The sequence below is a fragment of the Spirochaetota bacterium genome (assembly GCA_026414805.1).
In the GTDB taxonomy this organism is placed as follows: domain Bacteria; phylum Spirochaetota; class UBA4802; order UBA4802; family UB4802; genus UBA4802.
In genome coordinates this window covers 95,157-116,877 of the sequence record JAOAIH010000001.1, presented here as the reverse complement: position 1 = coordinate 116,877, position 21,721 = coordinate 95,157, and the positions used below count along the sequence as shown (strand labels likewise).

Here is a 21,721-nt window from a genome sequence, read left to right as displayed (position 1 = left end):
ATAGCTCCACGGTAAAAACCTTGATTACCTTGATTGAACCGGTTGAAATCTTTTAAGTGCAAGCGACATGCTTACAACGGTAAGTGAACTTAATGCCATTGCAGCCCCTGCAAATTCAGGTTTTATTAAAAAACCTGTAAATGGATATAACCCACCTGCTGCAATAGGGACAAGTACCATATTATACGCAAATGCCCAGAAGATATTTTGTTTTATTCTCTGTATAACTTTCAGCGCTAAATCAAAAAAAGTAACTATATCATAAAGATTATTGTGCAGTAATACCACTTCACCTGCTTCAATTGCAACATCAGTACCTGTACCCATTGCGATGCCAATATCAGCCTGTGCCAGTACTGGTGCATCGTTTATCCCATCTCCCACAAACGCAACTATCTCTCCCTTTTTTTGTAAATCCACTACTATCTTCATCTTCTCTTCAGGAGAAACTTCAGCATATACAGTATCTACACCAATTTCACCAGCAATAGCATATGCTACCTGCCTGTTGTCGCCTGTTATCATAATTGTTGTAATTCCTCGCTCTGAAAGCCTGTGGATAGCTGCCGAAGCCTCTTGTCGTGGTTTATCACGCAATGCTATAATCCCCAAGGGTTGTCTATCTGCAACAATCATCACTGTTTTCCCCTCATCCTCAAACGTATGAATACTATGTTCGATAGCTCCAATATCTATCCCAAGTTCCTTAATAAAATCACTACTCCCTGCAACAACCCCCTGTCCCTCTACTTTACCCATCACGCCTTTGCCCTCTACCACATGCACTTCCTCTGCTTCTTGGAAATGAATGCTTTTATCCTTTGCATACTTTACTATCGCATCTCCTACAGGATGTTGTGCATACCGTTCAAGTGAGGCACACAGCGAAACAAGCAAATCTTCATCACCTGATGCAGCAATAACATCTGTAACACGTAAGTCACCAGTGGTAAGAGTCCCCGTTTTATCAAAAACTACAGTTGTGACGTTACCTGCCTTTTCCAGCACTTCAGCATTTTTAACAAGAATCCCTAACTCCGCGCCTCTGCCAAGGCCAACAGTAACAGCTGTAGGGGTAGCAAGCCCTAATGCACAGGGGCAGGCTATTACTATCACTGCTACAAATACTTGAAAAGAAAACATGATATTTCCACTGACTAAATACCATATAGCAGCTGCTACAATCGCAATAATCAAGACAACAGGAATAAAATACCCCACAACCCTGTCAGCAACTCGCTGCATTGCAGGTTTTGAACCTTGAGCTTCTTCTACTAGTTTTATAATTCGGGAAAGAACTGAATCAGCACCCAAAGCGTGTGCGCGTATCACAAGCACATTGTTCTTATTCATTGTTCCACCAATAACTCTATCACCTTCTTTCTTATATACTGGCACAGATTCTCCGGTTATCATTGACTCATCAATATACCCCGCACCATGTACAATCACACCATCCACCGGAATGCGTGATTGAGGTTTAACCATGACATAGTCACCTACCATGACCTCTTCACTTTTTATTTCAATTTCTTCGTTATCGCGTATTACGACAGCAGTATCAGGTTTGAGCGATAGCAACTTTTTAATGGTCGCAGACGTTTTGGATTTAGCCCTATCCTCAAGATATTTCCCAATAGTAAGAAATGTTGCAAGGAATATCGCTGTCTCATAAACAAAAAACTCATGAGGCAATACATGTACCGTTGCTAATATACTAGCACTAAAAGACACCCCAATTCCTAACGCATACATAACATCCATTGTTAAAAGCCCTTGTCGTAGTGCAGTGTATGCGTGAATAAAAATATGATAGCTTATAAAAATAAATACTGGTGTAGATAGTAGTGCCATAATCCAATAATTAACATCAGTTGGGAAATACATCATCACCATATATGCAATGCCTGCTACCATACCAGTAATTATCTGTATCAATCGAATGCCTGAACTCTTCTGATCAACTGTATCGGACCCAAGAAACTGATATCCGGCTTCCTCAACTTTTGTTTTAATATCGTTTACGCTGATAGTGTTTGGAGTGACAATAAGAGTAGCCTTCCCGGTAGCATAATTTACTGTAACATCCAGAACGCCTGGTAAAGTCTCTATTGAGTGCGTAACAGCTTTTGAGCACATTACGCAACTCATACCACCAACAGAAGCCTGCAGCATATCTTTTTCCACATACAATCCAGCTTTTTCCAGTTGGTTTAATATCTGGGATGGATTGGTAACGGAGCTATCGTACAGTATAGTGTAGTTTTTGTTTGTTTGTTCTATATTAATAATACCATTAATGTTAGGTACAATATCTTCTATTTTATGGTGGGATGAATTTTTTACATTTACTACAATTGTTTTTAACATATTAAGTTTCCTCTTAAATACTTAATTATATTAATATACTTCGTATCCCGTCACATATCAATATATAAATTATAGTAAATGATACTACCCTGTATAGCTATTGGATATACAGAATAGTATTCATCATTTAACAAATCACAATAAAAAATAAAAAAAAGTAATTGATAATAGTCATAATGCTATAGTACAATCTGTAAAAATCATGATTGGTGAAACCCTACTATGAAAAATAAAAAAAGAATTCTAATTATCACTGGAGCTTTTGGGTATGTTGGCTCAAGAGTTATTGAGCATCTTAAAAAATCCAGATTTTATCATAAAATTATCTGCACGGATATTATCACACCATCACATCCACTTCCATCCCCATTTGTTTTCGAACATTGTGACATACGGGATAGCAAAAAACTTACTGATATTTTTGTTAACCACAAAGTGACCGATGTTTTGCATTTGGCATATCTTATACTCCGGATTTTCTTGATGAAACAGCACCATTGCGTCCAACCCCTGGTTTTACCTATGCCATAAACAAAGTTGAAATTGAACATAAAGTTGAGCAGTTTGCTAAAGAAAACCCCAAAGTAAAAGTTGTTATCATGCGTCCCTGCATTATTATGGGTCCTCACTGTAATAGCGCAGTAGCAAAATCACTGAAGCAACCATTTATACTAGGATTTAAAGGTTGTAACCCAATCATGCAATTTATCCATGAAGATGATGCTGCAGAAGCATTTTATCTAGCTTTAACAAAAAATGTACGGGGAGCATTTAATCTTGCTGCAGACAAAGGATTGCGTTATGATGAAATGGCAAAGATTTCCGGGAAACACTTGGTACAAATTCCTGCTAGCATTATAAAACCAATTGTTTCAGCATTGTATACTCTCCACCTCCTGCCTTTTGGACCAGGTCAATTGACATATATTCAATATCCCTTATCTATGAATGCAGAAAAAATTAAGAAAGTTCTGGGGTTTTGCCCCCGATTTACTTCTGAAGAGGCCATAAAAAGCTATCTAGAAAATAATTAGTGCGGGCAATTATCCTGGAATTATTAATTGCTTGACAGAAAAATAGCTAAAATATAGATTTGCCATTCTGTTATGATTTAGCGGTAGTAATGATTGATAGCATAAAAGCCTACGCAAAAATAAATCTTCATCTTGAAGTTTTGAATAAAAGGCCTGATGGCTACCACAATATCTGTAGCATCATGGCAAAAGTAGATATTTTTGATCTTTTACAACTTGAACATTGCACATTGTGCAATCCTGATTCTGTTATATGTACACTTAAATGTGTAGGTGGACGCAACGCATCTGTCGTTGAAAATATCCCACATGAGCAAAATCTCATTGCAAGGGCTGTTGATGTGTATTGTCGCCATGCTGGTATTGGATTGCAAGTTGCTATCGCCATACAAAAAAATATTCCCGCACAGGCAGGGTTAGGAGGCGGGAGTGCAGATGCTGCAGCAACATTGTTGCTTCTTAACAATTCTTTGAATTGCTTTAATATACAGCAACTTTCAGCGATAGCTCATACAATAGGGGCAGATGTCCCTTTCTGCTTAAACGGTAATGTTGCATTGTGCGAAGGAATTGGCCAGATAGTAACACCACTGCATCCTATTAAACTTCCAGCGTATGCAATTATTGTATATGATGAAATTTACTGTAATACTAAAGAAGCATATACTTCACTTAAAAGAGGACCGGACAAATTGCCTTCTTTAAAGGAAGATATTCTGTCATTGTGGTATAATGGAGATGTAATATCGTTGCTGAATGTATTTAAAAACGACTTTCAAGATACAATATTTACCAATTATCCTGAGCTTGTAAATGTGTATAATACTTTAAAACACTATCAGCCTGAGTTTGTTCAGTTAACTGGGAGCGGATCTGCAATTTTTGCACTATTTTTTGATAAAGTCAGAGCTGAAAATGTATTTGGACAGATTCAATCACGGTTTTCTCAAGTTTTTTTTGCCAAATTATTAATGATATAATATAAATTTTTACTATATTATTTAATAATTGAGGTGTAGCCAAGCGGTACGGCACCGGGTTTTGGTCCCGGCATTCCCAGGTTCGAATCCTGGCACCTCAGATTTTTATTTTTGGAACTATTTATGGACAGTAAGTGTAAAGCTATTGTTCTTGCTGCCGGAAAAGGAGTAAGAATGCAATCAGAAATGCCCAAAGTACTCCACCTTTTAGGGGGCAAACCACTTGTTCTACATGTAATTGATAATCTTACTAAGGCAGGCTTAAAAGAAGAGGATATTATAGTGGTTGTTGGCTATAAAGGTGATGATGTTATAAAAGCAATAGGGAACAGGGTTCATTTTGTTTGGCAGAAAGAGCAACTGGGAACTGGACACGCCGTAATGCAAACAGAAGATGTATTGCGCAACTATGATGGGATTGTCATTGTAGCATGCGGAGATGTCCCCTTAATAAAGCCCAAAACTTTTTCATTACTTTTTGAATCAGCCAATGAACCAAACACTGGTGCTGTGGTTCTTACAATGGAACTTGATAATCCTTTTGGGTATGGTCGGATTGTGCGTGATAAAAAGGGAAATTTGTTGAAAATTGTTGAAGAAAAAGATGCAGACCCCGAACAAAAAGCACTGCATGAGGTCAATACTGGTACATATGCATTCAAGTCGCAGCTGCTTTTTCAGGGGTTGAAAACCGTAACCACTGAAAATGCACAGCGCGAATATTATCTTCCTGATGCATTGACCTACATCCACAATACTGGTAGCAATGTCAAAATTATTAAACTTTCTGACCCACTTGAAGGAAGTGGTATTAATTCAAAAGAAGAGCTATCAAAACTAGAAGCTATACTCTCACAAAAATAGTATTTTAAAAAAGGTTTGTTATGATATATCCAATAAAATTGTTTTCTGGAACATCAAACTATCCCTTAGCTCAGGAGATAGCTCATTATTTAGGAATTGAGCTTTCCGAAATTGAAATTAAAAAATTCAAGGATGGTGAAATATCCGTCAAGATTCTTGAAAATGTACGTAGCGTAGATGTTTTTTTAATTCAATCCACCAGCAACCCTGCAAATGACAACATCATGGAATTGCTGCTAATGGTGGATGCAGCCATGCGTGCTTCAGCACAGCGAATTACCGCCGTAATACCATATTATGGCTATGCCCGTCAGGACAGAAAGGTTGAGCCACGTGTACCTATTTCTGCAAAATTAGTTGCAAACATGTTACAGGCAGCCGGGGTTGACCGTATACTCACCATGGAACTACATTCTGACCAAATACAAGGCTTCTTTGATATCCCCGTAGATAATCTTTTTGCTTCACCTCTGGTCATCGAATACGTGAAGGAACTTAACATCCAAAACCCAACTGTAGTATCACCAGACGCGGGTGGAACAGAGCGCGCACGATTTTTAGCAAGAAATATTGGGGCAGAATTGGCGATAGTAGATAAAAGAAGGCCGGAACCTAACAAATCTGAGGTAATGAATATCATAGGTGAAGAAAGTGTCAAAAACCACAACTGTATATTAATCGATGACATGATCGACACCGGAGGCTCCATAACACAGGCAGCTCATGCCCTACGCGAAAACGGTGCAAAGGATATATACTGTATTGCCACTCATGCTGTTTTATCTGAAAATGCAGCTGAAAAGCTTAAAAAAGCAGATTTTAAGGAGATTATTTTAACTAATACAATCGATATCCCAGAAAAGAAACTTTTGCCAAATATGAAAATATTATCGATGGCACCGTTATTTGGTGAAGCTATACGTCGCATTCATAACGGTGAATCTGTTAGCTCATTGTTTATCCGATAGTTACAGGAATTTATTGTTGAATTTTATAACATTTTTACTATAATGTATATTAAATAATCTGAAAGAGGTTGATATGGAAGCACACGTTTTACCAGTTGAAATAAGGACCCAAACCGGAAAAAATGCCAATCATAGACTCAGAGCTCAAGGGTACATTCCTGCAGTGCTCTATGCACATGGCGAATCACAAAGCATAATGTTTCAGAAGAAAAACTTCTTTAAAATTTTCAAAGGGCATATTTCCGAAAATGTGCTGATAGACCTTGATATCAAGGACAACCCTGATTCACCAGTAAAAGCCTTTGTCAAAGATTATCAGCGTCATCCAATAACAGATGAAATATTGCATGTAGACTTCTTCAGAGTAACAATGACCGAAGCTATTTCTACCAAGGTGCCTGTTGAAGTTGTTGGAACTCCTGTGGGTGTGAAGCAGGGTGGTATACTTGAATTTATAGAACGTGAAATTGAGGTCGAATGTCTCCCTGCAGATTTACCGGAAAAAATTACAATTGATGTAACAAATCTGGCAATTGGGCAATCTATACATGTAAAGGATATAATTGCTCCAAAAGGCGTTAAAATTCTCAGTACACCCGATTCTGTAGTTCTGGCTGTCCTTGCACCACACAAGGCAGCAGAAGAGGTTGCACAGCCAGTTGCTGAAGAAGTTAAACCTGCTGAAGAACAGCAGTAACAGTCAATCACAAGGAGTATGTAATTGAAACTAATCGTAGGATTTGGAAATCCAGGCGAAGAATATTTCAATAACAGACAAAATATTGGATTTAAGGTTGTCGATATTCTTGGAAACAACGAGAATATCGACATCCGTATAAAAAAGAAAAAATCTATTATTGGACGTGGAAAAATTTGCGGTGAGGATGTTGTACTGCTCAAACCACAAACCTTTGTCAATTTACTAGGCGAATCAGTGTTATATATTGCCTCCTTTCTTCGCATAAATGTACGCGATATTATATGTGTATTGGAGGATCCCACCCTCCCTCTTGGTGAAATAAGAATTGACTCAATTATGTCAAAGCTTAAGCATCCCGGCATTGAATCGATAACCCGTGCGTTAAAATCAGACAGATTTGCCAAGGTACGCATAGGGATTGGATATCCTAAAAAAGGCATGACAATGGAGGAATATCTCCTGAATGATTTTTCTGAAGATGAAAATTTGATATTGATAGACGTACTTAACAAATCAGAAGAAGTGGTCAGAATGCTTATAACACATAGCATTGAAGAAGTGCAGAATAAATATAATCCTGAAGGTGCACCAAAAATTAAAAAACGACAGCTACCAAAAATACGGATTAGACGATAGCTCTTTTTATTTTAACATACCTTTTTAACCAACCGATAATGTTACAAAACAGCTACTACAATGAACATGAGATATAATATATATACCTTTATTGTTTATACATTTTTAATCCTGTTATTTTATAACAATAGCAACGGGCAGGATTATCGTAATCTTATTGAGCAAAAAAAATTCACAGATGCCCTTCCCTTGATACAATCTCAATTGAACAAAATCTATACCAGCCGAAGTTTTGATAAAAAAATACCTACCTCATATATTGCAATTGAAAAAATTGAAGAAGGTATAGATCTTAAAAAACTTTTTACTGAGAGAAAACTGCAACCATATTTTATTGAAAACAATGACACCCTTTATACTCTACATATTGATGCAGCTTTATGTTACCAGAGCATTTTTAAATACAATGAAGCTATACAGCATTATTTCCAAGCTTTGCGATTTACTACCATAAGCCAAAAAGACCATATCATTTTTTATTCCCTTGCACAGCTGTTTAAACGTCTTAACAAAACTGATGCCTATCTAAATTTTTTAGAAGAAGCATATGAAATAAATCCTGATAACTATGACTACTCTCTGGAATTAGCGCTAAGTCTTGCTTCTGGAAAAAATAAAAAAAAAGCATTATATCATCTCAATCGCTACATACAGGCAAAAGGGGATCAGACACCTCCAGAATTATACCTTACTGCCGCAAACTGCTATGAATCAATTAATGATTTCATAAGCGCTTCGCGTTTTTATCAATTGTATCTTAACAGGAATTCTGATGATTCTGCAGTATTGTTTGCACTGGGCTACCTAGCATACACAAAAATATCAGACATGAAATTGGCATATACTTCATTGAATAAAGGTCTATCATTATATAACTCCAATGATCTTTTCCGCAAAGGCATGTCTCATTCCATATTGGGCGATATATCTAGTATGGATTTGAACTATAAAGAAAGCATTGATCATTATTTACAGGCAATAGCAATATCAGATATCATGAAACAGTCCATAGATGATAAAAAAAATAACATTGAAAGTATTAAAACAAAAATTAATACAATCAAATCAACACTGCTCGATAAAAAGGATGTGTCCCTATACCCTGAATATCAATCTCTTATGGATGAATTGGGTAACAATGAGCTCGAATTACGCCGTCTTGATCATGAATATAGTAAACTTAATACCGGAGAATTATATTTTAAAATCGCTTCAATATATGAAGTTATTTCACAATATCAGCTTGCAATTGACTGGTATACAAAAGCTATCGCTACTGGTACAAAGATCCGTGAATCCACAAAAAAAATTGAAAAAATACAGTTGAAAATTTCAAAAGGTTATTGAAAAAATTATTTTTGTCTCAATTTTGTGATTATTTTATTAATGACAAAAACTTGTATGGTTTTACTATTCGTTTGCGCTCTGCATAAAAATTTCCAAAAAATAGCATGATGAGGAGATAGCGTATGTCAGGACATTCTAAATGGGCAAATATCAAACACAGAAAAGCAGCACAGGACGCCAAAAAAGGAAAAATATTTACAAAATTGATACGCGAAATTACAGTTGCTGCTCGTGTTGGCGGGGATGATATAAACAGTAATCCACGTTTACGCACCGCAGTGTTGAAAGCACGTGAAAATAATATGCCCATGGAAAATATTGAAAGAGCTATTAAAAAAGGTACCGGCGCCCTAGAAGGATCAACCTATGAAGAAGTTCGTTATGAAGGATATGGACCTGGTGGAGTGGCAATCATGGTCGATTGCATGACCGATAATAAAAACCGCACAACTCCTGAAATCAGGACAATATTTTCAAAAAACGGCGGTAATCTAGGTGAAACCGGATGTGTATCATTCCTTTTTGACAAAAAAGGTGTTATCAACATAGATGCACAAGCAACTACCGAAGATAAAGTTATGGAAATTTTACTTGATTATGATGTTGAGGACATAAAAACCGAAGATAATACAATTGTCGTCTACACAGCTCCAGAAAAATTTAACGATATTCTGGAAGTAATCCGCTCACACAACTTGCCAACATTGAATAGTGAAATAACGTACATCCCTCAAACAACAGTACATTTAGAAGGACAAAAAGCATCCCAATGCCTTCGTCTTATCGAAGCATTGGAAGATCATGATGATGTACAAAATGTTCACTCTAATTTTGATATTCCTGACGATATCATCAACACTATGAGTTAATTATTTGTGGCAAAATTACTAGGAATTGATCCAGGCTACGGCCGTTGTGGATGGGCCGTCATCGATGACACATTTTCATATATTGATTGTGGCGTGATAGAAACAAAATCAAATGACGAAAATCGTTTATTACGGGTGTATAATCTTCTCAGCGATGTGATTATTCAATATACTCCTGTGTCATGCGGAATAGAAAAATTGTTTTTTAATAAAAACATTTCAACAGCCATACCCGTTTCCCAAGTTATTGGAGTGATAAAATTATTGTTAATTCAGCAAAGCATACCTTATGTTGAATATACTCCCTTACAGGTAAAACAATCAATAACCGGTTACGGACGTGCATCAAAAGAACAACTTGCTAATATGATAAAAAAAATACTGAAGCCATCTTCTCATATAAATCATGATGATGCCTTTGACGCTCTTGCCATAGCTTTATGCCATTGTCTTGCATTACCCAGATATTCATCACGTAATAACACTTTATTAGTTAAAAAAGAAAAGTGACATACTATGATATCATTCCTTGAAGGCACTATACTTTCGTGTAAACCAACAGTTGTAGTTCTTAATGTAAATGGTGTTGGCTATGAGATACATATCCCTTTATCAACGTATGAACAAATCAATACTGCAACAAACGTACAATTATATATTCACATGGTCGTAAGAGAAAATGCTATCTCTCTTTATGGATTCAACACTGAAGAGGAAAAGCAGATGTTTTCTCTGTTACTAACAATATCAGGGATTGGACCTTCAATCGCAATTTCCATTTTATCCTCAATGACCCCACAACAGATAGTATCAGCAGTGAAAAATGAACAAATTGTAGCATTTAAATCAATACCAGGTATTGGGCAAAGTAAAAGTGAAAAAATAGTATTTGAATTAAAACGAAAATTAAAAAAATTAGATTCCATTCTTTCAAATAAATCTGCTACAATTCCTTATATGAGTGATGCAATTGAAGCTTTAATTTCATTGGGCTTTGAAGAAAAAATTGCAACTTCAACTGTTACATCAATAATTAAAGAAAATCCTGAAATAACAAATATTGAAACTATTATACGATTGGCATTAAAACAATTATCAAGATAAAACAAAAATTATATGTTTTATTAAAATAGTAAAATTAAACTATATTAAATAATATTATATATAAACTCATATTTATATAATTTAATTTAAATTATTTTTAAAATATTTATATACACATACAATATTATTATTGCTTTTTAACACTATTATTAGTATTATAAAATAAATAATTAAATTTTTATAAAGAGGTGTAGTATGAAAATTGAAATTACCATATTGGGGCTTTTAATGGAAGAAAATTTATATGGCTATGAAATCAAAAAAAGGATAGTTGAACGTTTGGAAGACTATGTGGATATAAAATTTGGTTCTATTTACTATGCTATCAAGAAAGCCCTTGATAATGGCTGGGTTAAAAAAATAGGAACTGAAAAAGAAGGTGGGAATCCAGAGCGCTATATTTACCAGATACTTCCAGAAGGAAGAAAATACTATAAAAAGATGTTAAAACAATACTTTGATCATAATTTTATTCATTTTGATATCGACATCGTACTTATGTTCTTAAATTCACTTTCACCAGAACAGCGAGAACAGTTTATTGAAGATCGTGTAGAACATATTAAAGAAAAGATGAACGCGCTGCGCGAAAAGATTGACGCTGAATCAAAAAACACATCCCCTGCTTCTCAATTGCACGTGTATACATATCTTGAAAACCACTTAAAGGCAGAGCTGAACTGGTTGAAATCATTAAAGAAAGGCGAAGTATTAGCTGAATTTGAATAATGTTATCTATCTTTTAAGTATGTACTCTAGATAATCAGCTTGTTTGTTGTGGATGATTTTTTCTAAGGAGCTTTTTAGCTGAGATAGTTCATTATAATAACGATGTACATCTGTTTTATGTGGCTCTTGTTCTTTTTTTTCTGCATAAGCAAGAGCCTTTTTCTGGTTAATATCTTCAATATGCACAATATTTGCATGGTGCTTTTTTGCTAGGGAAACTAACAGCATCTGAATTAATTTTGGTGAGGAGGTATTTTTCAAATCTTCACGTGTTACTTTAGTAACAATCACTGTATTCTGAGCTTTAAGTGTAGCAGTACGAGGCATTGATAGAAGCATAGCTATCTCACCTATAACTGTACCTTTTTCAGAAATTGTTGCAACCTTTACATTCTGTATAAAAACTTCCAGGTTGCCAGATTCAAGTATATACATAAAATCTCCAACACTGCCTTCTTGGCATAACATTGATCCAGGTGGAAATTCAATGGTGTTTGAAGATAGTTCTTTGGGAGTTTCAACTCTTATAGCTTCTGTAGATCGTGTAAAAGCCTCACCTTTCTTAAATATTATACTAGTTTTGTATTTATCAATGAGCTCTTTTAACCATGGCAGTCTTCTTTTATCATATTCTTTTTGTAAAGATTGGATAATTATATAATATTCCATACAAATGCTTTTTTCTTTAGTTAGCTGAGCATCAAGTTGCAAATCTCTTTTCAGAATCTCATTGGTCAAAACTACACTTTTAGCTTCAACAATTGCAAGGTTCATGGCAAATGCATTGTTTTCTAATCCTTGCAAAAGTGTTGTAGTAGGGATCTTTTTTATAGTTGTACCTTTAACTGCTAACGCAGTTTCTAGTCTCTGTATAGATTCACCATTCTTTGACTCTAATACTAGTTCAGTAGCACCAACAATAAGGTTTTTGCCCTGTAATATATACTTATCTGCTTCAGTTACAAACAAAAACACCTTCCCATCAGCAATTAAATACGCACTATCTGCAGATGAATTTTTTTTATATAATTGTAAAAATTGTTCTTCCATAGCAATTTAAAGGACTTTATTTATTGCTTCCAGAAGTTCTTTCTTTTCAAAAGGCTTGGTTAAAAATATTTTGGCTTTGATGTCTTTTTCATTTATTTTCAAAGTTCTTTCATTTAACGCTGATATCACAATAATTTTGGCATCTGGATAACTATTGGTTATTTCAGAAATAGCCTCCAGTCCATCTTTCCCCCACATAGTAATATCCATGGTAACAATATCAGGCTTCTTTTCTTTATATTTTTCCAAAGCTTCAAGGCCATTATCTACTTCCGCAACAACCTCATGACCTCCTTCTTCCAATGTCTGTTTAATAATTCGGCGCATAAAACTTGAATCATCAACTATCATACAACGAGCCATCAGTAAAACCTCTGTATTCATTATTATTTAGTTATAATTTGTATTGACACCATATAATGTACTAAACACTAGTAAATCATACAATACCCTTTCCGTCAAGGCTTTATTATATGAACCATAAGGATAAACAGATTGGGAAATTACTGAAGATTGTAGGAAAAGCTATTAATACCTATAACATGATAGAAGCAAATGATAATATTCTTATAGCTCTTTCAGGAGGGAAAGATTCACTTGTTTTGATGGATGCATTACACCGACGTTTAAAGCATATACCAATACATTATAATTTGTTTTGCTGCCATGTAATAGTAAAAAACTTTCACAATAGTAAAAGCATTGACAGACTCAAACAGTACTGTTGCAACTACGATATACCTCTTTATATTAAAGAAATAACGCTAGATCTTTCAAGAAAAAATTCCTCTCCTTGCTTTGTTTGTTCATGGTTTAGAAGAAAAATTTTATTTGAGACCGCAGCCGAGCTGGGATGTAAAAAAATAGCATTTGGTCACAATCAGGATGATATTATAATTACTTTTTTTATGAATATGTTATATCATGGCAAACTATCTACCATGCCGCCTAAATTAAAAATGTTTAATGGCACATTGGAGATTATACGTCCTCTAGCATTTCTCACAGAGGCTGAAGTAAAAGGATATTGCAGTGCATGTATGTTATCACCTGTTGAAAATGAATGTCCTTACAAGGATCTTACAAAACGAAATCATACAAAAGAACTTTTAAAAATAATTAACAAATCAGTTAAAGGTGCTCAATCTAGTATTTTCAGATCATTGAGCCATAGAGAGGACGAATATTTACTATAATATCAGCCACCGCCCGAAGGCCTAAAACAGGAAAGCTCATCACCTTCATGCAACTTTTTGAAAACACCTATGCGCTGCCCATTGCAAAAATATGCCAGTGAATAAATATCAGGTAATCCTAACAGTTTTGCAACATGCCTCACCCGAGCACCCTTTGGAATTTTAAGCACATATCCTAAATCGGGGTTATAATGATCAATTTTAGCTTCCTTGTGAAGCCCGCTATATAGTTTTACTTTTATCTCAATTTCCTTCTTTTTGAACATCTGAGCTTTCCTCTTGTTTTATCTCATAATTTTCTCTGTGCTCAAAACCAACAACCATTGAATTTCCATATTTTTTATAACCAGCCATAAAAAAATCTTTGGTAATCTGAATTGAATTTTTAGGGCATATATTAACACACTCCTGACAATATGTACACCGTGATAAATAAATCACGATCCTTTTTGTTTTTTTGGCATTTACTTGAGCAGGATATAATTCAATAGCATTAGCAGGGCATACTTTGTTACATAATCCACAGCCTGTACAGCTTTCAAAATCATATTTCAACCTGCCCCTGAAGCCATCTTTGACTTCAACAGTCGGATGTAGTAAACCGCTTTTCAGAGCATACTCTGTATTTTCCAGTATATATTTTGAAGGGAAAAAATTTGTAGACTTTTTTGAAAATAGCTGCTCAACTACTTTATATATCATTCCCAACATAGTACACCTGTCACATCATTTTCATCTTAGGGTCTAACATAATCAAGACCATTCCGATAATACTTATTGCTGAAATTGCAAAAAGAAATACTTTTGCAACTTGCGAAATCTTTAATCGAGCCATAATTACTCTAATAATAGTAACCCCAAAGCTATAGACAATGATAATTTTGAATACAAGAAAAAGTATTTCAACTAATGGGGTGATAGTATAATTACCAATTGTAAACGATATTCCAAACAAACTTGAAATTGTATAGGGGAAAAACAATATAATTATCAGAATTGATAAAGATAATGCTTTAAATGCATCTGTTAAAAGCAAAAATGCCAGCAGCTTACCAGAATACTCTACAAGCACTCCCTCAGCTATCTCAGTTTCAGCTTCGGCCTGATCAAATGGTACTTTAGACATTTCAGCAGGTAAAACAAGCATCATTGCAAGCAACAGTAAAATACTGCCCAGAATTCCAAATGCCCCCGCTTTATGCCATACTGTATATTCAAGAAAAGATTGTAATGCAAACGGATTATACAAGCTATCAGCTACATGCCATGCAATGCTCACCACTACAACTGCAATTGGCAACTCTGTACTCATCAAAAGAACCATTTCACGCTGCGCACCAATTGAAGCATATGGAGATCCTGATGCAAATGCACCGCTGATAACTGCAATGGATGGAATAAGAACAAGGTAGATGACAACAATAAGGTCACCGTGAAGGGGACTGTGCATTCCCATAATATAAAACATATAGGGTAGGGTAATATATAAGAATAATACTATACATGAAACAAGCGCAACAAATGGTGCTCCATTAAATAACCATCGTACAGATGTCGATGGTACAATTGTCTGTTTATGCATTAATTTCATTACATCGTACAGGGGTTGTGCGATAGGTGGACCAATCCTTGACTGCAAATACGCTGCAAGTTTCCTATCTATACCTTTAAGAAAAAGCCCCACAATCACACCTGCGATAGTGATAGCTATCGCTATATACATTACCTCAAACATTTTCTGCGTGCCTCTTTGAACTTCTGTATACTCTTTTTGTGCAATTCTTCCCACGACATTGTGATCAATTTGCCATTCGATTGAATATATGTCATCCTATCAGCACATGCAACACATGGGTCTATTGAAGCAATAACTATTGGAATATCAGCTATCTCAATATTAGTAAGCATTGGTGCCCAGGTAAAACCATTAGAGTATGTTGGAGCTTTTACTTTAATCTGAACAGGATGTTCTTGATTATCCAGTATAACATAATGGCACACTTCCCCACGTGGTGCTTCATACCGGCCTATTCCTTCCCCTTCAAGCTTCTTTAGAGTGTTTATCATCTTTACAGCATTTTCACCGGTATTAATATTCCCTTGAGGAAGGTTTTCCATACAAAATTGGATGATTTGGATTGATTGTTTTATCTCTAATACGCGAACAGCCATCCTGTCATACACATCACCAATAGGTTCTTTCCCAATATCTTTAGGTGATACAGGTTTTAACCAAGGTATTTCATAATATGCATTCACAGGATAATCAAATCGAACATCTTTCAAAAGTCCCGAACCCCGAGCTGTTGGACCTACTGCACATAAACGCTCTGCCTGCTCCAGAGTCAGAATTCCAATGTTTTCAGTTCTTGCTCTCAGCGTTAAATCATCAAGTAATATTTCGGAAGTTCTATTATATAATTCCTCATAGTATTCTAGAATCTGATTGATAGTTACTGCATTTTCTGCAGTTATATCACGGCGTACACCTCCTATAGTAAGCATTGCATAATTAATTCTGTTCCCTGTAAGTTCCTCTAAACAATCCAGGACTTTTTCTCGTATATTCCATGTATACATAAACAGCGTATCAAATCCTATTTCATGAGCTGCAACCCCCGTCCACAATAAGTGAGAGTGAAGGCGTTCAAGCTCCCCAATGATAGTCCGGATATACCTTGCACGTGGTGGAACCTCAATACCAGCTACATCCTCAATAGCCAGGCAATATGCCATTGGATGTGAGAAAGAACAAATACCACAGACTCTTTCTAAAAGATAGATAATCTGGATGTAATTTCTTTCCTGAGCAACTCTTTCTATGGCTCTGTGCGTGTACCCAAATTCTATATCAGCTCCAATAACCTTTTCACCTTCTATTCTGAAAGTAAATTTAATAGGTTCCTTAAATGCAGGATGTACAGGACCAATATTTAACGGATAGTATATATCTGATTTCATGGTAATATTTCCTTCTTACCTGATTCCCTTAGTGGATAAAAACCATCTGGCAAATAATTACCTGTAAAAAGCCTACGTGGGTCAGGTATATCTTCAATTGCAACTCCTATCATTTCCATAGCCTCTCGTTCCATAAATAGAGCCCCAGGGACAATATCGGTAATTGTGCGTACCATTAAATCTTCTTTGGGGACATCTACTGATAGAATGACCATTACCTCAGAGAACCTGGCATCTTTCATCTTCAAAGCAAAAGGATATATAAGTTCTATGCGGTCTTCATACTCCTTGTAGGGCATTGGTGTAGATATATGTAACCTTCCAAGGGTTTTTAAAATCCCCACAGCGTGATGAAATGACTCTCTATCAATACTTATCCATAGTGTAATGCGGGAAACACCACTTGCATATTCTTTAATCTTTTCCCTAGATGCCACAATATGACTTCCTAATTTTTCCTGTAAAGCTGTTATAATAGATTCAGTACCCATGGCATATATATAGTAACTTCATTTTTGGAATTTTTCCAATTTTTCCCAGGCTTTTGCTATTCCATAAATTATAGCTTCAGGTCTTGGTGGACACCCGGGTATGTACACATCAACAGGAATTATTTCATCAACCGGTCCAGCCATTGCATAGGACTCCTGAAACACACCTTTAGTTGAACCACACCCTCCAATGACAATCACCAACTTGGGTTCTGGTACCTGCTGATATACTTGAATGACGCTTTCTTTAATCTTTTCGGTTACAGTTCCAGTAACAAGTAAAACATCAGCATGACGTGGGGTACCAACCAGTTTTATACCAAAGCGTTCAATATCATACCGAGGCATAAGTGTTGCCAAAATCTCAATATCACATGCATTGCATGACCCTGTATTCAAATGATAAGCCCATAAGGAACGTTTCAAATGGCGGTAATTTATCTTCACTATAATACTCCTGTTACTAAAAGAAGCATACACGCTATTATTATAATAAACCATTGAATAAAATCTTCAACATCACTTATGAATAATTTCTTGATAGCAGTAAAATACACATCCAGAGCATGCTTAAAACCCCAGTATAAATTGCTTGCGGTAATCATTTGGAGCATTTTATTACTTGTCCCCGAGTAAAAAGGCAAGCTTTGCTGATCAACTGTATTATAATCATTTCTGAAAAAAAGTTTTCCAACAATAATCATTACAATAAACAACACAAAAAAAATCCCCAACCATAACAGTGGTGTCCAGTGAAGATATTCTACTTGAAATATATTCATTACCTTACCCCTGAAAATTGATTAAGGCATTAATAGCTGGTTCAATCAATATCTTTAATATACCTTGGGGGAATATACCAATTACTATAATAAATATTGAAATCAAAAGCATACTGCATTTAATCAAAATAGGCTGTTCTTTTGGGATTCTGTCACAGGGCATACCAAGAAAAGCACTGTAAAAAACTTTCATAAATGAAGCCAGCGTTAAAATTGAAACAAATATTGCAATCAATGTCAACACTGGATTGTACTGGAAAACAGATTCATAAATGATAATTTTTGATATAAATCCATTGAACGGTGGAATCCCTGATATTGCAAGGGCAGCAATCATAAACACTACTGTAGTAAAAATATCATAATGTGCTAAGCCATGCATTTCATCCAGATTACGTGTTTTAAAATGTCGTACCAAAATACCTGATGTTAAAAACAGCAATCCCTTATATAATGCATTATTAACTACATGAAGCAGTCCCCCTATCATAGCTACTTTTCCAAAAAGAGCAAAAGAAGCATCACCTGATTTAATCACTGATAATCCAACACCCATACCTAACAGCATATATCCAACTTGCGAAACGGCGTGAAAAGCCATAAGGCGTTTCACATCCCTTTGTACCAGCGCTTGAGTTACCCCTACAAACATTGATAATATTCCAAACACAATAAATAATATTCCAAGAGGATAACTAACATGAGCATGGCTTAATCCAAAAGAAAAGGAAATCCTGAATAAACCATAAAGACAAATTAAACTTGCTAATTTTACCATTGCACTTATTGGGGCAGGAGCTTCAGAATAGGTATCAGGTATCCACATATGCATAGGAACAACGCCTGATTTCATTGCAAGTGGAATAATGAGAAGTATAATAGCAATTTTATCTAAGAATGTTCCCCGTAAAGCTTCTTTGAGATAGTCAATATTGAATGATCCATACTGAGCATATAAAAAAGCAATTCCTAACAAAAAGAAACTAGTTGCCACTGCACTCACAAACATGTATTTATACCCAGCATACGGCGGATGCCTTCGTTCAGTTCTGAAAGCCACCAGAGCAGCCGATGAAATTGAAAGAATTTCTAAAAATACAAAGAATGTAAACAGGTCATTTGCAACAAGCAAACCCATCATACCCGCTACCATGCTTATAAAAAGCACAACAAAATAATTTTTCCTATCATTTTCCTCAATATATTGCGTTGAGAATACATAAAAAATAAATACAAGAGTTGTTGCCATGATAATAAAAAAGAGCGAAAATTGGTCAATTTTCAACCCTATACGTATTGGGAACGTTAAACCATGTTCTGTAACAACTTCCGGATTAGAAGAACCTACCATATAATAAAAAATCCTTCCATGAAGCAAAACATCACCAGCAATATAATAAGATGCTGCCATTATAATAACAAGAGCTATCGCCCCAATAATTGTACGTGCAGTACGATTAACCATACCAATCATTGGCACCATAAATGCAACCAGAAGCGGTATAGTTACCAGTAATACCGGCACGTGTTTAATCATACTCTTCAACTCCACGTAATTTTCGTGTATCCATTGTATTGTTGTTTCTATAGGTAAGTACAGCAACACCCAACATCAGTGCAGTAGTGGCAAATCCAATAACAATATTGGTTAATATCAAAGCCTGAGGCGTTGGCAATACCATGGTGAAGACATAATCAAATGGCGCTAAAGTGAAAATGGGCGCCATAGCATTTTCACGATAGCCAAGTGTAATAAAAAAAAGGTTTATGCCTGAGTCTAGAATGTTAAATGCAAGCACAATCTTTATAAGGTTTCGTTTAAACAGTAGAGCAATTATCCCTATAATCAGCAGTAAAATAAATGTTACATAAAGTACAATAGCTGCCATAGCATTACCGTTGCAAAGAATTATTTTTCACTCCCGATGCATGGAATAACGTCACAAGTATAAGACTTAATCCAAAAAATACTTCAATACCCACAGCCAGTGACAGCCATGGCAATATTCCAGCGGAAATAAGATAACCCTGATTGGGCCCAAATGGGATAAGCCTTCCAAATGCAGCGCCACTGTGCGCTAGAAAATTATATAAAAATGATATTCCAATTCCAGTAAAACCGATACCAATAAAAATTGTTAATCCAAATGATTCAAAGAATGAAAATATTTTACGAGTGCGTTGCATATGCCTGGTAATTAAAAAACTTATAAGCAGAAGCGCAGTAGCAGAAGCCATAACCGAGCCACCCTGGAAACCACCCCCAGGGGAAAGATGTCCATGTACCACTAGATACACACCAAAACTTAATATCATGATATACATGATAAAAGCTCCAAATGTTATTATCCGTGATTCAATTTTAGGGAACTGCCCTGCGGGAGGTACACCCGCTGATACAATACTTTTGCTCTTAAGGAATGTAAAGAATAGCATTGAAATGCTGCTTACCACAACGAATAATACTGTTGCTTCCCCCAATGTATCAAATCCTCTATAATCAAATACTACACTTGCCACAATATTGTTTGATTTTGTTTCTACCTGTCCGTTTCGTAAAAAATAATCATCCATAGTGGTAACGCCCTGGACATCAATGCCATACTCTGGCCTTTCCTTTAATACATCCGGATTCCCAATAGCCTGCCCCACTGGATGAAGGTTAAGTATCCCAACAAATAAAAACCCAAATATAATGACAATAGCTACAACACTTAAAAGCCTCATTCTTCCCTTCTCCGTGTCATCCTAATTGCGATAACAAAAATACAGGTGGTCAGTGCTGCACCAATTCCAGCTTCAGCAATAGCTACATCAGGCGCATCAAGGAGAAAATACAGTACAGTGAGTACTAATGAAAAGACCGAATAGCTCACTATTGCTGCAAGAAGATCACGAAAATATATTGAAAGCAGTGCAGTTATTACTAGTGCTATTGAAATAACCAGAAAAAAATAATACATCATACCATACCACCTTCATCCGGGATTCCTTCACTCACCTTTTCCAATTCAAGCTCATCAGCGGTTTTCATCTGGGATTTATAGTCAAACTCATTAATTATAACGCCCACAGGCTTAATGCCCGACAGTAATGATGCTCGTGCAATTGCATGAGCGCTGATTGGATTAGTAAATATAATAACCAGCAATGCAACAATACTATGAATAATAATTGTGAGACTGGTGGGGTCATAATAAAATATATTTTTAATAACTATCGCTAAAACCACAAAAATACTTCCAAATGTTGTAGTTTTTGTAGCTGCGTGCAGGCGGGTATATATATCAGGAAAGCGCATTAGCCCAATAATGCTCATACCATTAACAAATAAACCAATTGCCATACAAACCAAAATCAAAGCGTCCATTCATTTCCTCTCATCTATGAGATATCGGGCAATATATAATGTACCAATAAAAGAGATAATCCCATAGACTATACCAATATCAATATACAAGGCCTTCTTTTGAGCAGCACCTAAAACAATCATGATAACGATAATTAATGTATTAATTGTATCAAGCGCTACAATCCGTTCAGGGACGTTATGGCTGAATGCAATCCGTATAACGATAATGCATACATATAGTATACAGAGAAATGCAGATATCAAAAATATAGAGTTATAATCATACAT

Annotated in this window: 29 protein-coding genes and 1 tRNA gene; 14 read left to right on the top strand and 16 right to left on the bottom strand. The window is 35.7% G+C overall.

Going from position 1 to position 21,721, the window contains the following annotated elements:
* Nucleotides 1-24: 24 nt before the first annotated feature.
* Nucleotides 25-2,370, bottom strand: coding sequence for a heavy metal translocating P-type ATPase (locus N3F66_00555; GenBank protein ID MCX8122637.1), 2,346 nt, complete (start codon nucleotides 2,368-2,370; stop codon nucleotides 25-27).
* A gap of 222 nt (nucleotides 2,371-2,592) precedes the next feature.
* Between N3F66_00555 and N3F66_00550 the strand changes: the two genes are divergently transcribed.
* The 13 genes from N3F66_00550 to N3F66_00490 all read left to right on the top strand — a co-directional run bounded on the left by N3F66_00550 (nucleotide 2,593) and on the right by N3F66_00490 (nucleotide 11,601).
* A complete protein-coding gene (locus N3F66_00550) occupies nucleotides 2,593-2,901 on the top strand; it encodes an NAD-dependent epimerase/dehydratase family protein (protein ID MCX8122636.1) in 309 nt (102 codons plus the stop codon).
* On the top strand, nucleotides 2,868-3,404 hold the full coding sequence (locus N3F66_00545) for an NAD-dependent epimerase/dehydratase family protein (GenBank protein ID MCX8122635.1): 537 nt from the start codon (nucleotides 2,868-2,870) through the stop codon (nucleotides 3,402-3,404). The genes N3F66_00550 and N3F66_00545 overlap by 34 nt, the downstream gene beginning before the upstream one ends.
* A gap of 89 nt (nucleotides 3,405-3,493) precedes the next feature.
* Nucleotides 3,494-4,384 carry a 4-(cytidine 5'-diphospho)-2-C-methyl-D-erythritol kinase gene (ispE, locus tag N3F66_00540; GenBank protein ID MCX8122634.1) on the top strand — a complete coding sequence of 297 codons (891 nt, stop codon included), beginning with the start codon at nucleotides 3,494-3,496 and terminating at the stop codon, nucleotides 4,382-4,384.
* A 29-nt stretch (nucleotides 4,385-4,413) separates the two neighbouring features.
* Nucleotides 4,414-4,485, top strand: a tRNA-Gln gene (locus tag N3F66_00535).
* 22 nt (nucleotides 4,486-4,507) lie between these two features.
* Nucleotides 4,508-5,248: an NTP transferase domain-containing protein gene (locus N3F66_00530; GenBank protein MCX8122633.1), complete on the top strand. Its 741-nt coding sequence runs from the start codon at nucleotides 4,508-4,510 to the stop codon at nucleotides 5,246-5,248.
* A 20-nt stretch (nucleotides 5,249-5,268) separates the two neighbouring features.
* The gene (locus N3F66_00525; protein ID MCX8122632.1) at nucleotides 5,269-6,216 is read left to right on the top strand and encodes a ribose-phosphate pyrophosphokinase; all 948 of its coding nucleotides are present in this window, start codon (nucleotides 5,269-5,271) and stop codon (nucleotides 6,214-6,216) included.
* A gap of 73 nt (nucleotides 6,217-6,289) precedes the next feature.
* The gene (locus N3F66_00520) at nucleotides 6,290-6,913 is read left to right on the top strand and encodes a 50S ribosomal protein L25/general stress protein Ctc (protein MCX8122631.1); all 624 of its coding nucleotides are present in this window, start codon (nucleotides 6,290-6,292) and stop codon (nucleotides 6,911-6,913) included.
* Nucleotides 6,914-6,937: 24 nt separating this feature from the next.
* Nucleotides 6,938-7,552 carry an aminoacyl-tRNA hydrolase gene (gene pth, locus N3F66_00515; protein ID MCX8122630.1) on the top strand — a complete coding sequence of 205 codons (615 nt, stop codon included), beginning with the start codon at nucleotides 6,938-6,940 and terminating at the stop codon, nucleotides 7,550-7,552.
* A 204-nt stretch (nucleotides 7,553-7,756) separates the two neighbouring features.
* Entirely contained in the window at nucleotides 7,757-8,899 is a 1,143-nt protein-coding gene (locus N3F66_00510) for a hypothetical protein (GenBank protein MCX8122629.1), read from the top strand.
* A gap of 122 nt (nucleotides 8,900-9,021) precedes the next feature.
* The gene (locus tag N3F66_00505; GenBank protein ID MCX8122628.1) at nucleotides 9,022-9,768 is read left to right on the top strand and encodes a YebC/PmpR family DNA-binding transcriptional regulator; all 747 of its coding nucleotides are present in this window, start codon (nucleotides 9,022-9,024) and stop codon (nucleotides 9,766-9,768) included.
* Nucleotides 9,769-9,774: 6 nt separating this feature from the next.
* The gene (gene ruvC, locus N3F66_00500; GenBank protein ID MCX8122627.1) at nucleotides 9,775-10,278 is read left to right on the top strand and encodes a crossover junction endodeoxyribonuclease RuvC; all 504 of its coding nucleotides are present in this window, start codon (nucleotides 9,775-9,777) and stop codon (nucleotides 10,276-10,278) included.
* 6 nt (nucleotides 10,279-10,284) lie between these two features.
* Nucleotides 10,285-10,872 carry a Holliday junction branch migration protein RuvA gene (gene ruvA, locus N3F66_00495; GenBank protein ID MCX8122626.1) on the top strand — a complete coding sequence of 196 codons (588 nt, stop codon included), beginning with the start codon at nucleotides 10,285-10,287 and terminating at the stop codon, nucleotides 10,870-10,872.
* A gap of 195 nt (nucleotides 10,873-11,067) precedes the next feature.
* Nucleotides 11,068-11,601, top strand: a complete 534-nt coding sequence (locus N3F66_00490) for a PadR family transcriptional regulator (GenBank protein ID MCX8122625.1) — start codon at nucleotides 11,068-11,070, stop codon at nucleotides 11,599-11,601.
* Between the two features lie 6 nt (nucleotides 11,602-11,607).
* Here the strand turns inward: N3F66_00490 and N3F66_00485 are convergent, their stop codons facing one another.
* Together N3F66_00485 and N3F66_00480 are read right to left on the bottom strand one after the other, a co-directional pair.
* Entirely contained in the window at nucleotides 11,608-12,651 is a 1,044-nt protein-coding gene (locus N3F66_00485) for a cyclic nucleotide-binding domain-containing protein (protein MCX8122624.1), read from the bottom strand.
* Between the two features lie 6 nt (nucleotides 12,652-12,657).
* A complete protein-coding gene (locus tag N3F66_00480; protein ID MCX8122623.1) occupies nucleotides 12,658-13,017 on the bottom strand; it encodes a response regulator in 360 nt (119 codons plus the stop codon).
* A 107-nt stretch (nucleotides 13,018-13,124) separates the two neighbouring features.
* On the opposite strand from N3F66_00480, the gene N3F66_00475 reads away from it, so the two are divergent.
* Nucleotides 13,125-13,847, top strand: coding sequence for a tRNA 2-thiocytidine(32) synthetase TtcA (locus tag N3F66_00475; protein ID MCX8122622.1), 723 nt, complete (start codon nucleotides 13,125-13,127; stop codon nucleotides 13,845-13,847).
* 2 nt (nucleotides 13,848-13,849) lie between these two features.
* Here the strand turns inward: N3F66_00475 and N3F66_00470 are convergent, their stop codons facing one another.
* From N3F66_00470 to N3F66_00410, 13 genes are all read right to left on the bottom strand, one after another.
* Nucleotides 13,850-14,113, bottom strand: a complete 264-nt coding sequence (locus N3F66_00470) for a hypothetical protein (GenBank protein ID MCX8122621.1) — start codon at nucleotides 14,111-14,113, stop codon at nucleotides 13,850-13,852.
* A complete protein-coding gene (locus tag N3F66_00465) occupies nucleotides 14,091-14,558 on the bottom strand; it encodes a 4Fe-4S binding protein (GenBank protein MCX8122620.1) in 468 nt (155 codons plus the stop codon). The genes N3F66_00470 and N3F66_00465 overlap by 23 nt, the downstream gene beginning before the upstream one ends.
* 10 nt (nucleotides 14,559-14,568) lie before the next feature.
* Nucleotides 14,569-15,582, bottom strand: a complete 1,014-nt coding sequence (locus tag N3F66_00460) for an NADH-quinone oxidoreductase subunit H (GenBank protein MCX8122619.1) — start codon at nucleotides 15,580-15,582, stop codon at nucleotides 14,569-14,571.
* Complete coding sequence (locus N3F66_00455) at nucleotides 15,570-16,808, bottom strand: nickel-dependent hydrogenase large subunit (GenBank protein ID MCX8122618.1); 1,239 nt, start codon at nucleotides 16,806-16,808, stop codon at nucleotides 15,570-15,572. The genes N3F66_00460 and N3F66_00455 overlap by 13 nt, the downstream gene beginning before the upstream one ends.
* Nucleotides 16,805-17,245: an NADH-quinone oxidoreductase subunit C gene (locus tag N3F66_00450; protein MCX8122617.1), complete on the bottom strand. Its 441-nt coding sequence runs from the start codon at nucleotides 17,243-17,245 to the stop codon at nucleotides 16,805-16,807. The genes N3F66_00455 and N3F66_00450 overlap by 4 nt, the downstream gene beginning before the upstream one ends.
* A gap of 72 nt (nucleotides 17,246-17,317) precedes the next feature.
* On the bottom strand, nucleotides 17,318-17,746 hold the full coding sequence (locus tag N3F66_00445; GenBank protein MCX8122616.1) for an NADH-quinone oxidoreductase subunit B family protein: 429 nt from the start codon (nucleotides 17,744-17,746) through the stop codon (nucleotides 17,318-17,320).
* Nucleotides 17,746-18,081, bottom strand: a complete 336-nt coding sequence (locus N3F66_00440) for a hypothetical protein (GenBank protein ID MCX8122615.1) — start codon at nucleotides 18,079-18,081, stop codon at nucleotides 17,746-17,748. Before N3F66_00440 ends, N3F66_00445 begins: the two co-directional genes overlap by 1 nt.
* Before the next feature lie 4 nt (nucleotides 18,082-18,085).
* The gene (locus tag N3F66_00435) at nucleotides 18,086-19,618 is read right to left on the bottom strand and encodes a proton-conducting transporter membrane subunit (GenBank protein ID MCX8122614.1); all 1,533 of its coding nucleotides are present in this window, start codon (nucleotides 19,616-19,618) and stop codon (nucleotides 18,086-18,088) included.
* Nucleotides 19,611-19,970 carry a cation:proton antiporter subunit C gene (locus tag N3F66_00430; protein ID MCX8122613.1) on the bottom strand — a complete coding sequence of 120 codons (360 nt, stop codon included), beginning with the start codon at nucleotides 19,968-19,970 and terminating at the stop codon, nucleotides 19,611-19,613. Before N3F66_00430 ends, N3F66_00435 begins: the two co-directional genes overlap by 8 nt.
* A gap of 4 nt (nucleotides 19,971-19,974) precedes the next feature.
* Entirely contained in the window at nucleotides 19,975-20,808 is an 834-nt protein-coding gene (locus tag N3F66_00425; protein ID MCX8122612.1) for a hypothetical protein, read from the bottom strand.
* Nucleotides 20,805-21,047 carry a DUF4040 domain-containing protein gene (locus tag N3F66_00420; GenBank protein ID MCX8122611.1) on the bottom strand — a complete coding sequence of 81 codons (243 nt, stop codon included), beginning with the start codon at nucleotides 21,045-21,047 and terminating at the stop codon, nucleotides 20,805-20,807. The genes N3F66_00425 and N3F66_00420 overlap by 4 nt, the downstream gene beginning before the upstream one ends.
* Entirely contained in the window at nucleotides 21,044-21,451 is a 408-nt protein-coding gene (gene mnhG, locus N3F66_00415; protein MCX8122610.1) for a monovalent cation/H(+) antiporter subunit G, read from the bottom strand. The genes N3F66_00420 and mnhG overlap by 4 nt, the downstream gene beginning before the upstream one ends.
* The gene (locus N3F66_00410; protein MCX8122609.1) at nucleotides 21,452-21,721 is read right to left on the bottom strand and encodes a monovalent cation/H+ antiporter complex subunit F; all 270 of its coding nucleotides are present in this window, start codon (nucleotides 21,719-21,721) and stop codon (nucleotides 21,452-21,454) included.

Coding starts and splice junctions, on each gene's coding strand:
- N3F66_00505 (MCX8122628.1), top strand. CDS start 9,022: ATGTCAGGACATTCTAAATGGGCAAATATCAAACACAGAAAAGCAGCA.
- N3F66_00525 (MCX8122632.1), top strand. CDS start 5,269: ATGATATATCCAATAAAATTGTTTTCTGGAACATCAAACTATCCCTTA.
- N3F66_00420 (MCX8122611.1), bottom strand. CDS start 21,047: ATGATGTATTATTTTTTTCTGGTTATTTCAATAGCACTAGTAATAACT.
- N3F66_00430 (MCX8122613.1), bottom strand. CDS start 19,970: ATGGCAGCTATTGTACTTTATGTAACATTTATTTTACTGCTGATTATA.
- N3F66_00425 (MCX8122612.1), bottom strand. CDS start 20,808: ATGAGGCTTTTAAGTGTTGTAGCTATTGTCATTATATTTGGGTTTTTA.
- ruvA (MCX8122626.1), top strand. CDS start 10,285: ATGATATCATTCCTTGAAGGCACTATACTTTCGTGTAAACCAACAGTT.
- mnhG (MCX8122610.1), bottom strand. CDS start 21,451: ATGGACGCTTTGATTTTGGTTTGTATGGCAATTGGTTTATTTGTTAAT.
- N3F66_00475 (MCX8122622.1), top strand. CDS start 13,125: ATGAACCATAAGGATAAACAGATTGGGAAATTACTGAAGATTGTAGGA.
- N3F66_00485 (MCX8122624.1), bottom strand. CDS start 12,651: ATGGAAGAACAATTTTTACAATTATATAAAAAAAATTCATCTGCAGAT.
- N3F66_00440 (MCX8122615.1), bottom strand. CDS start 18,081: ATGAATATATTTCAAGTAGAATATCTTCACTGGACACCACTGTTATGG.
- N3F66_00470 (MCX8122621.1), bottom strand. CDS start 14,113: ATGTTCAAAAAGAAGGAAATTGAGATAAAAGTAAAACTATATAGCGGG.
- N3F66_00530 (MCX8122633.1), top strand. CDS start 4,508: ATGGACAGTAAGTGTAAAGCTATTGTTCTTGCTGCCGGAAAAGGAGTA.
- N3F66_00490 (MCX8122625.1), top strand. CDS start 11,068: ATGAAAATTGAAATTACCATATTGGGGCTTTTAATGGAAGAAAATTTA.
- N3F66_00435 (MCX8122614.1), bottom strand. CDS start 19,618: ATGATTAAACACGTGCCGGTATTACTGGTAACTATACCGCTTCTGGTT.
- N3F66_00460 (MCX8122619.1), bottom strand. CDS start 15,582: ATGTTTGAGGTAATGTATATAGCGATAGCTATCACTATCGCAGGTGTG.
- N3F66_00410 (MCX8122609.1), bottom strand. CDS start 21,721: ATGTATGATTATAACTCTATATTTTTGATATCTGCATTTCTCTGTATA.
- N3F66_00550 (MCX8122636.1), top strand. CDS start 2,593: ATGAAAAATAAAAAAAGAATTCTAATTATCACTGGAGCTTTTGGGTAT.
- N3F66_00520 (MCX8122631.1), top strand. CDS start 6,290: ATGGAAGCACACGTTTTACCAGTTGAAATAAGGACCCAAACCGGAAAA.
- N3F66_00465 (MCX8122620.1), bottom strand. CDS start 14,558: ATGTTGGGAATGATATATAAAGTAGTTGAGCAGCTATTTTCAAAAAAG.
- ispE (MCX8122634.1), top strand. CDS start 3,494: ATGATTGATAGCATAAAAGCCTACGCAAAAATAAATCTTCATCTTGAA.
- N3F66_00555 (MCX8122637.1), bottom strand. CDS start 2,370: ATGTTAAAAACAATTGTAGTAAATGTAAAAAATTCATCCCACCATAAA.
- N3F66_00455 (MCX8122618.1), bottom strand. CDS start 16,808: ATGAAATCAGATATATACTATCCGTTAAATATTGGTCCTGTACATCCT.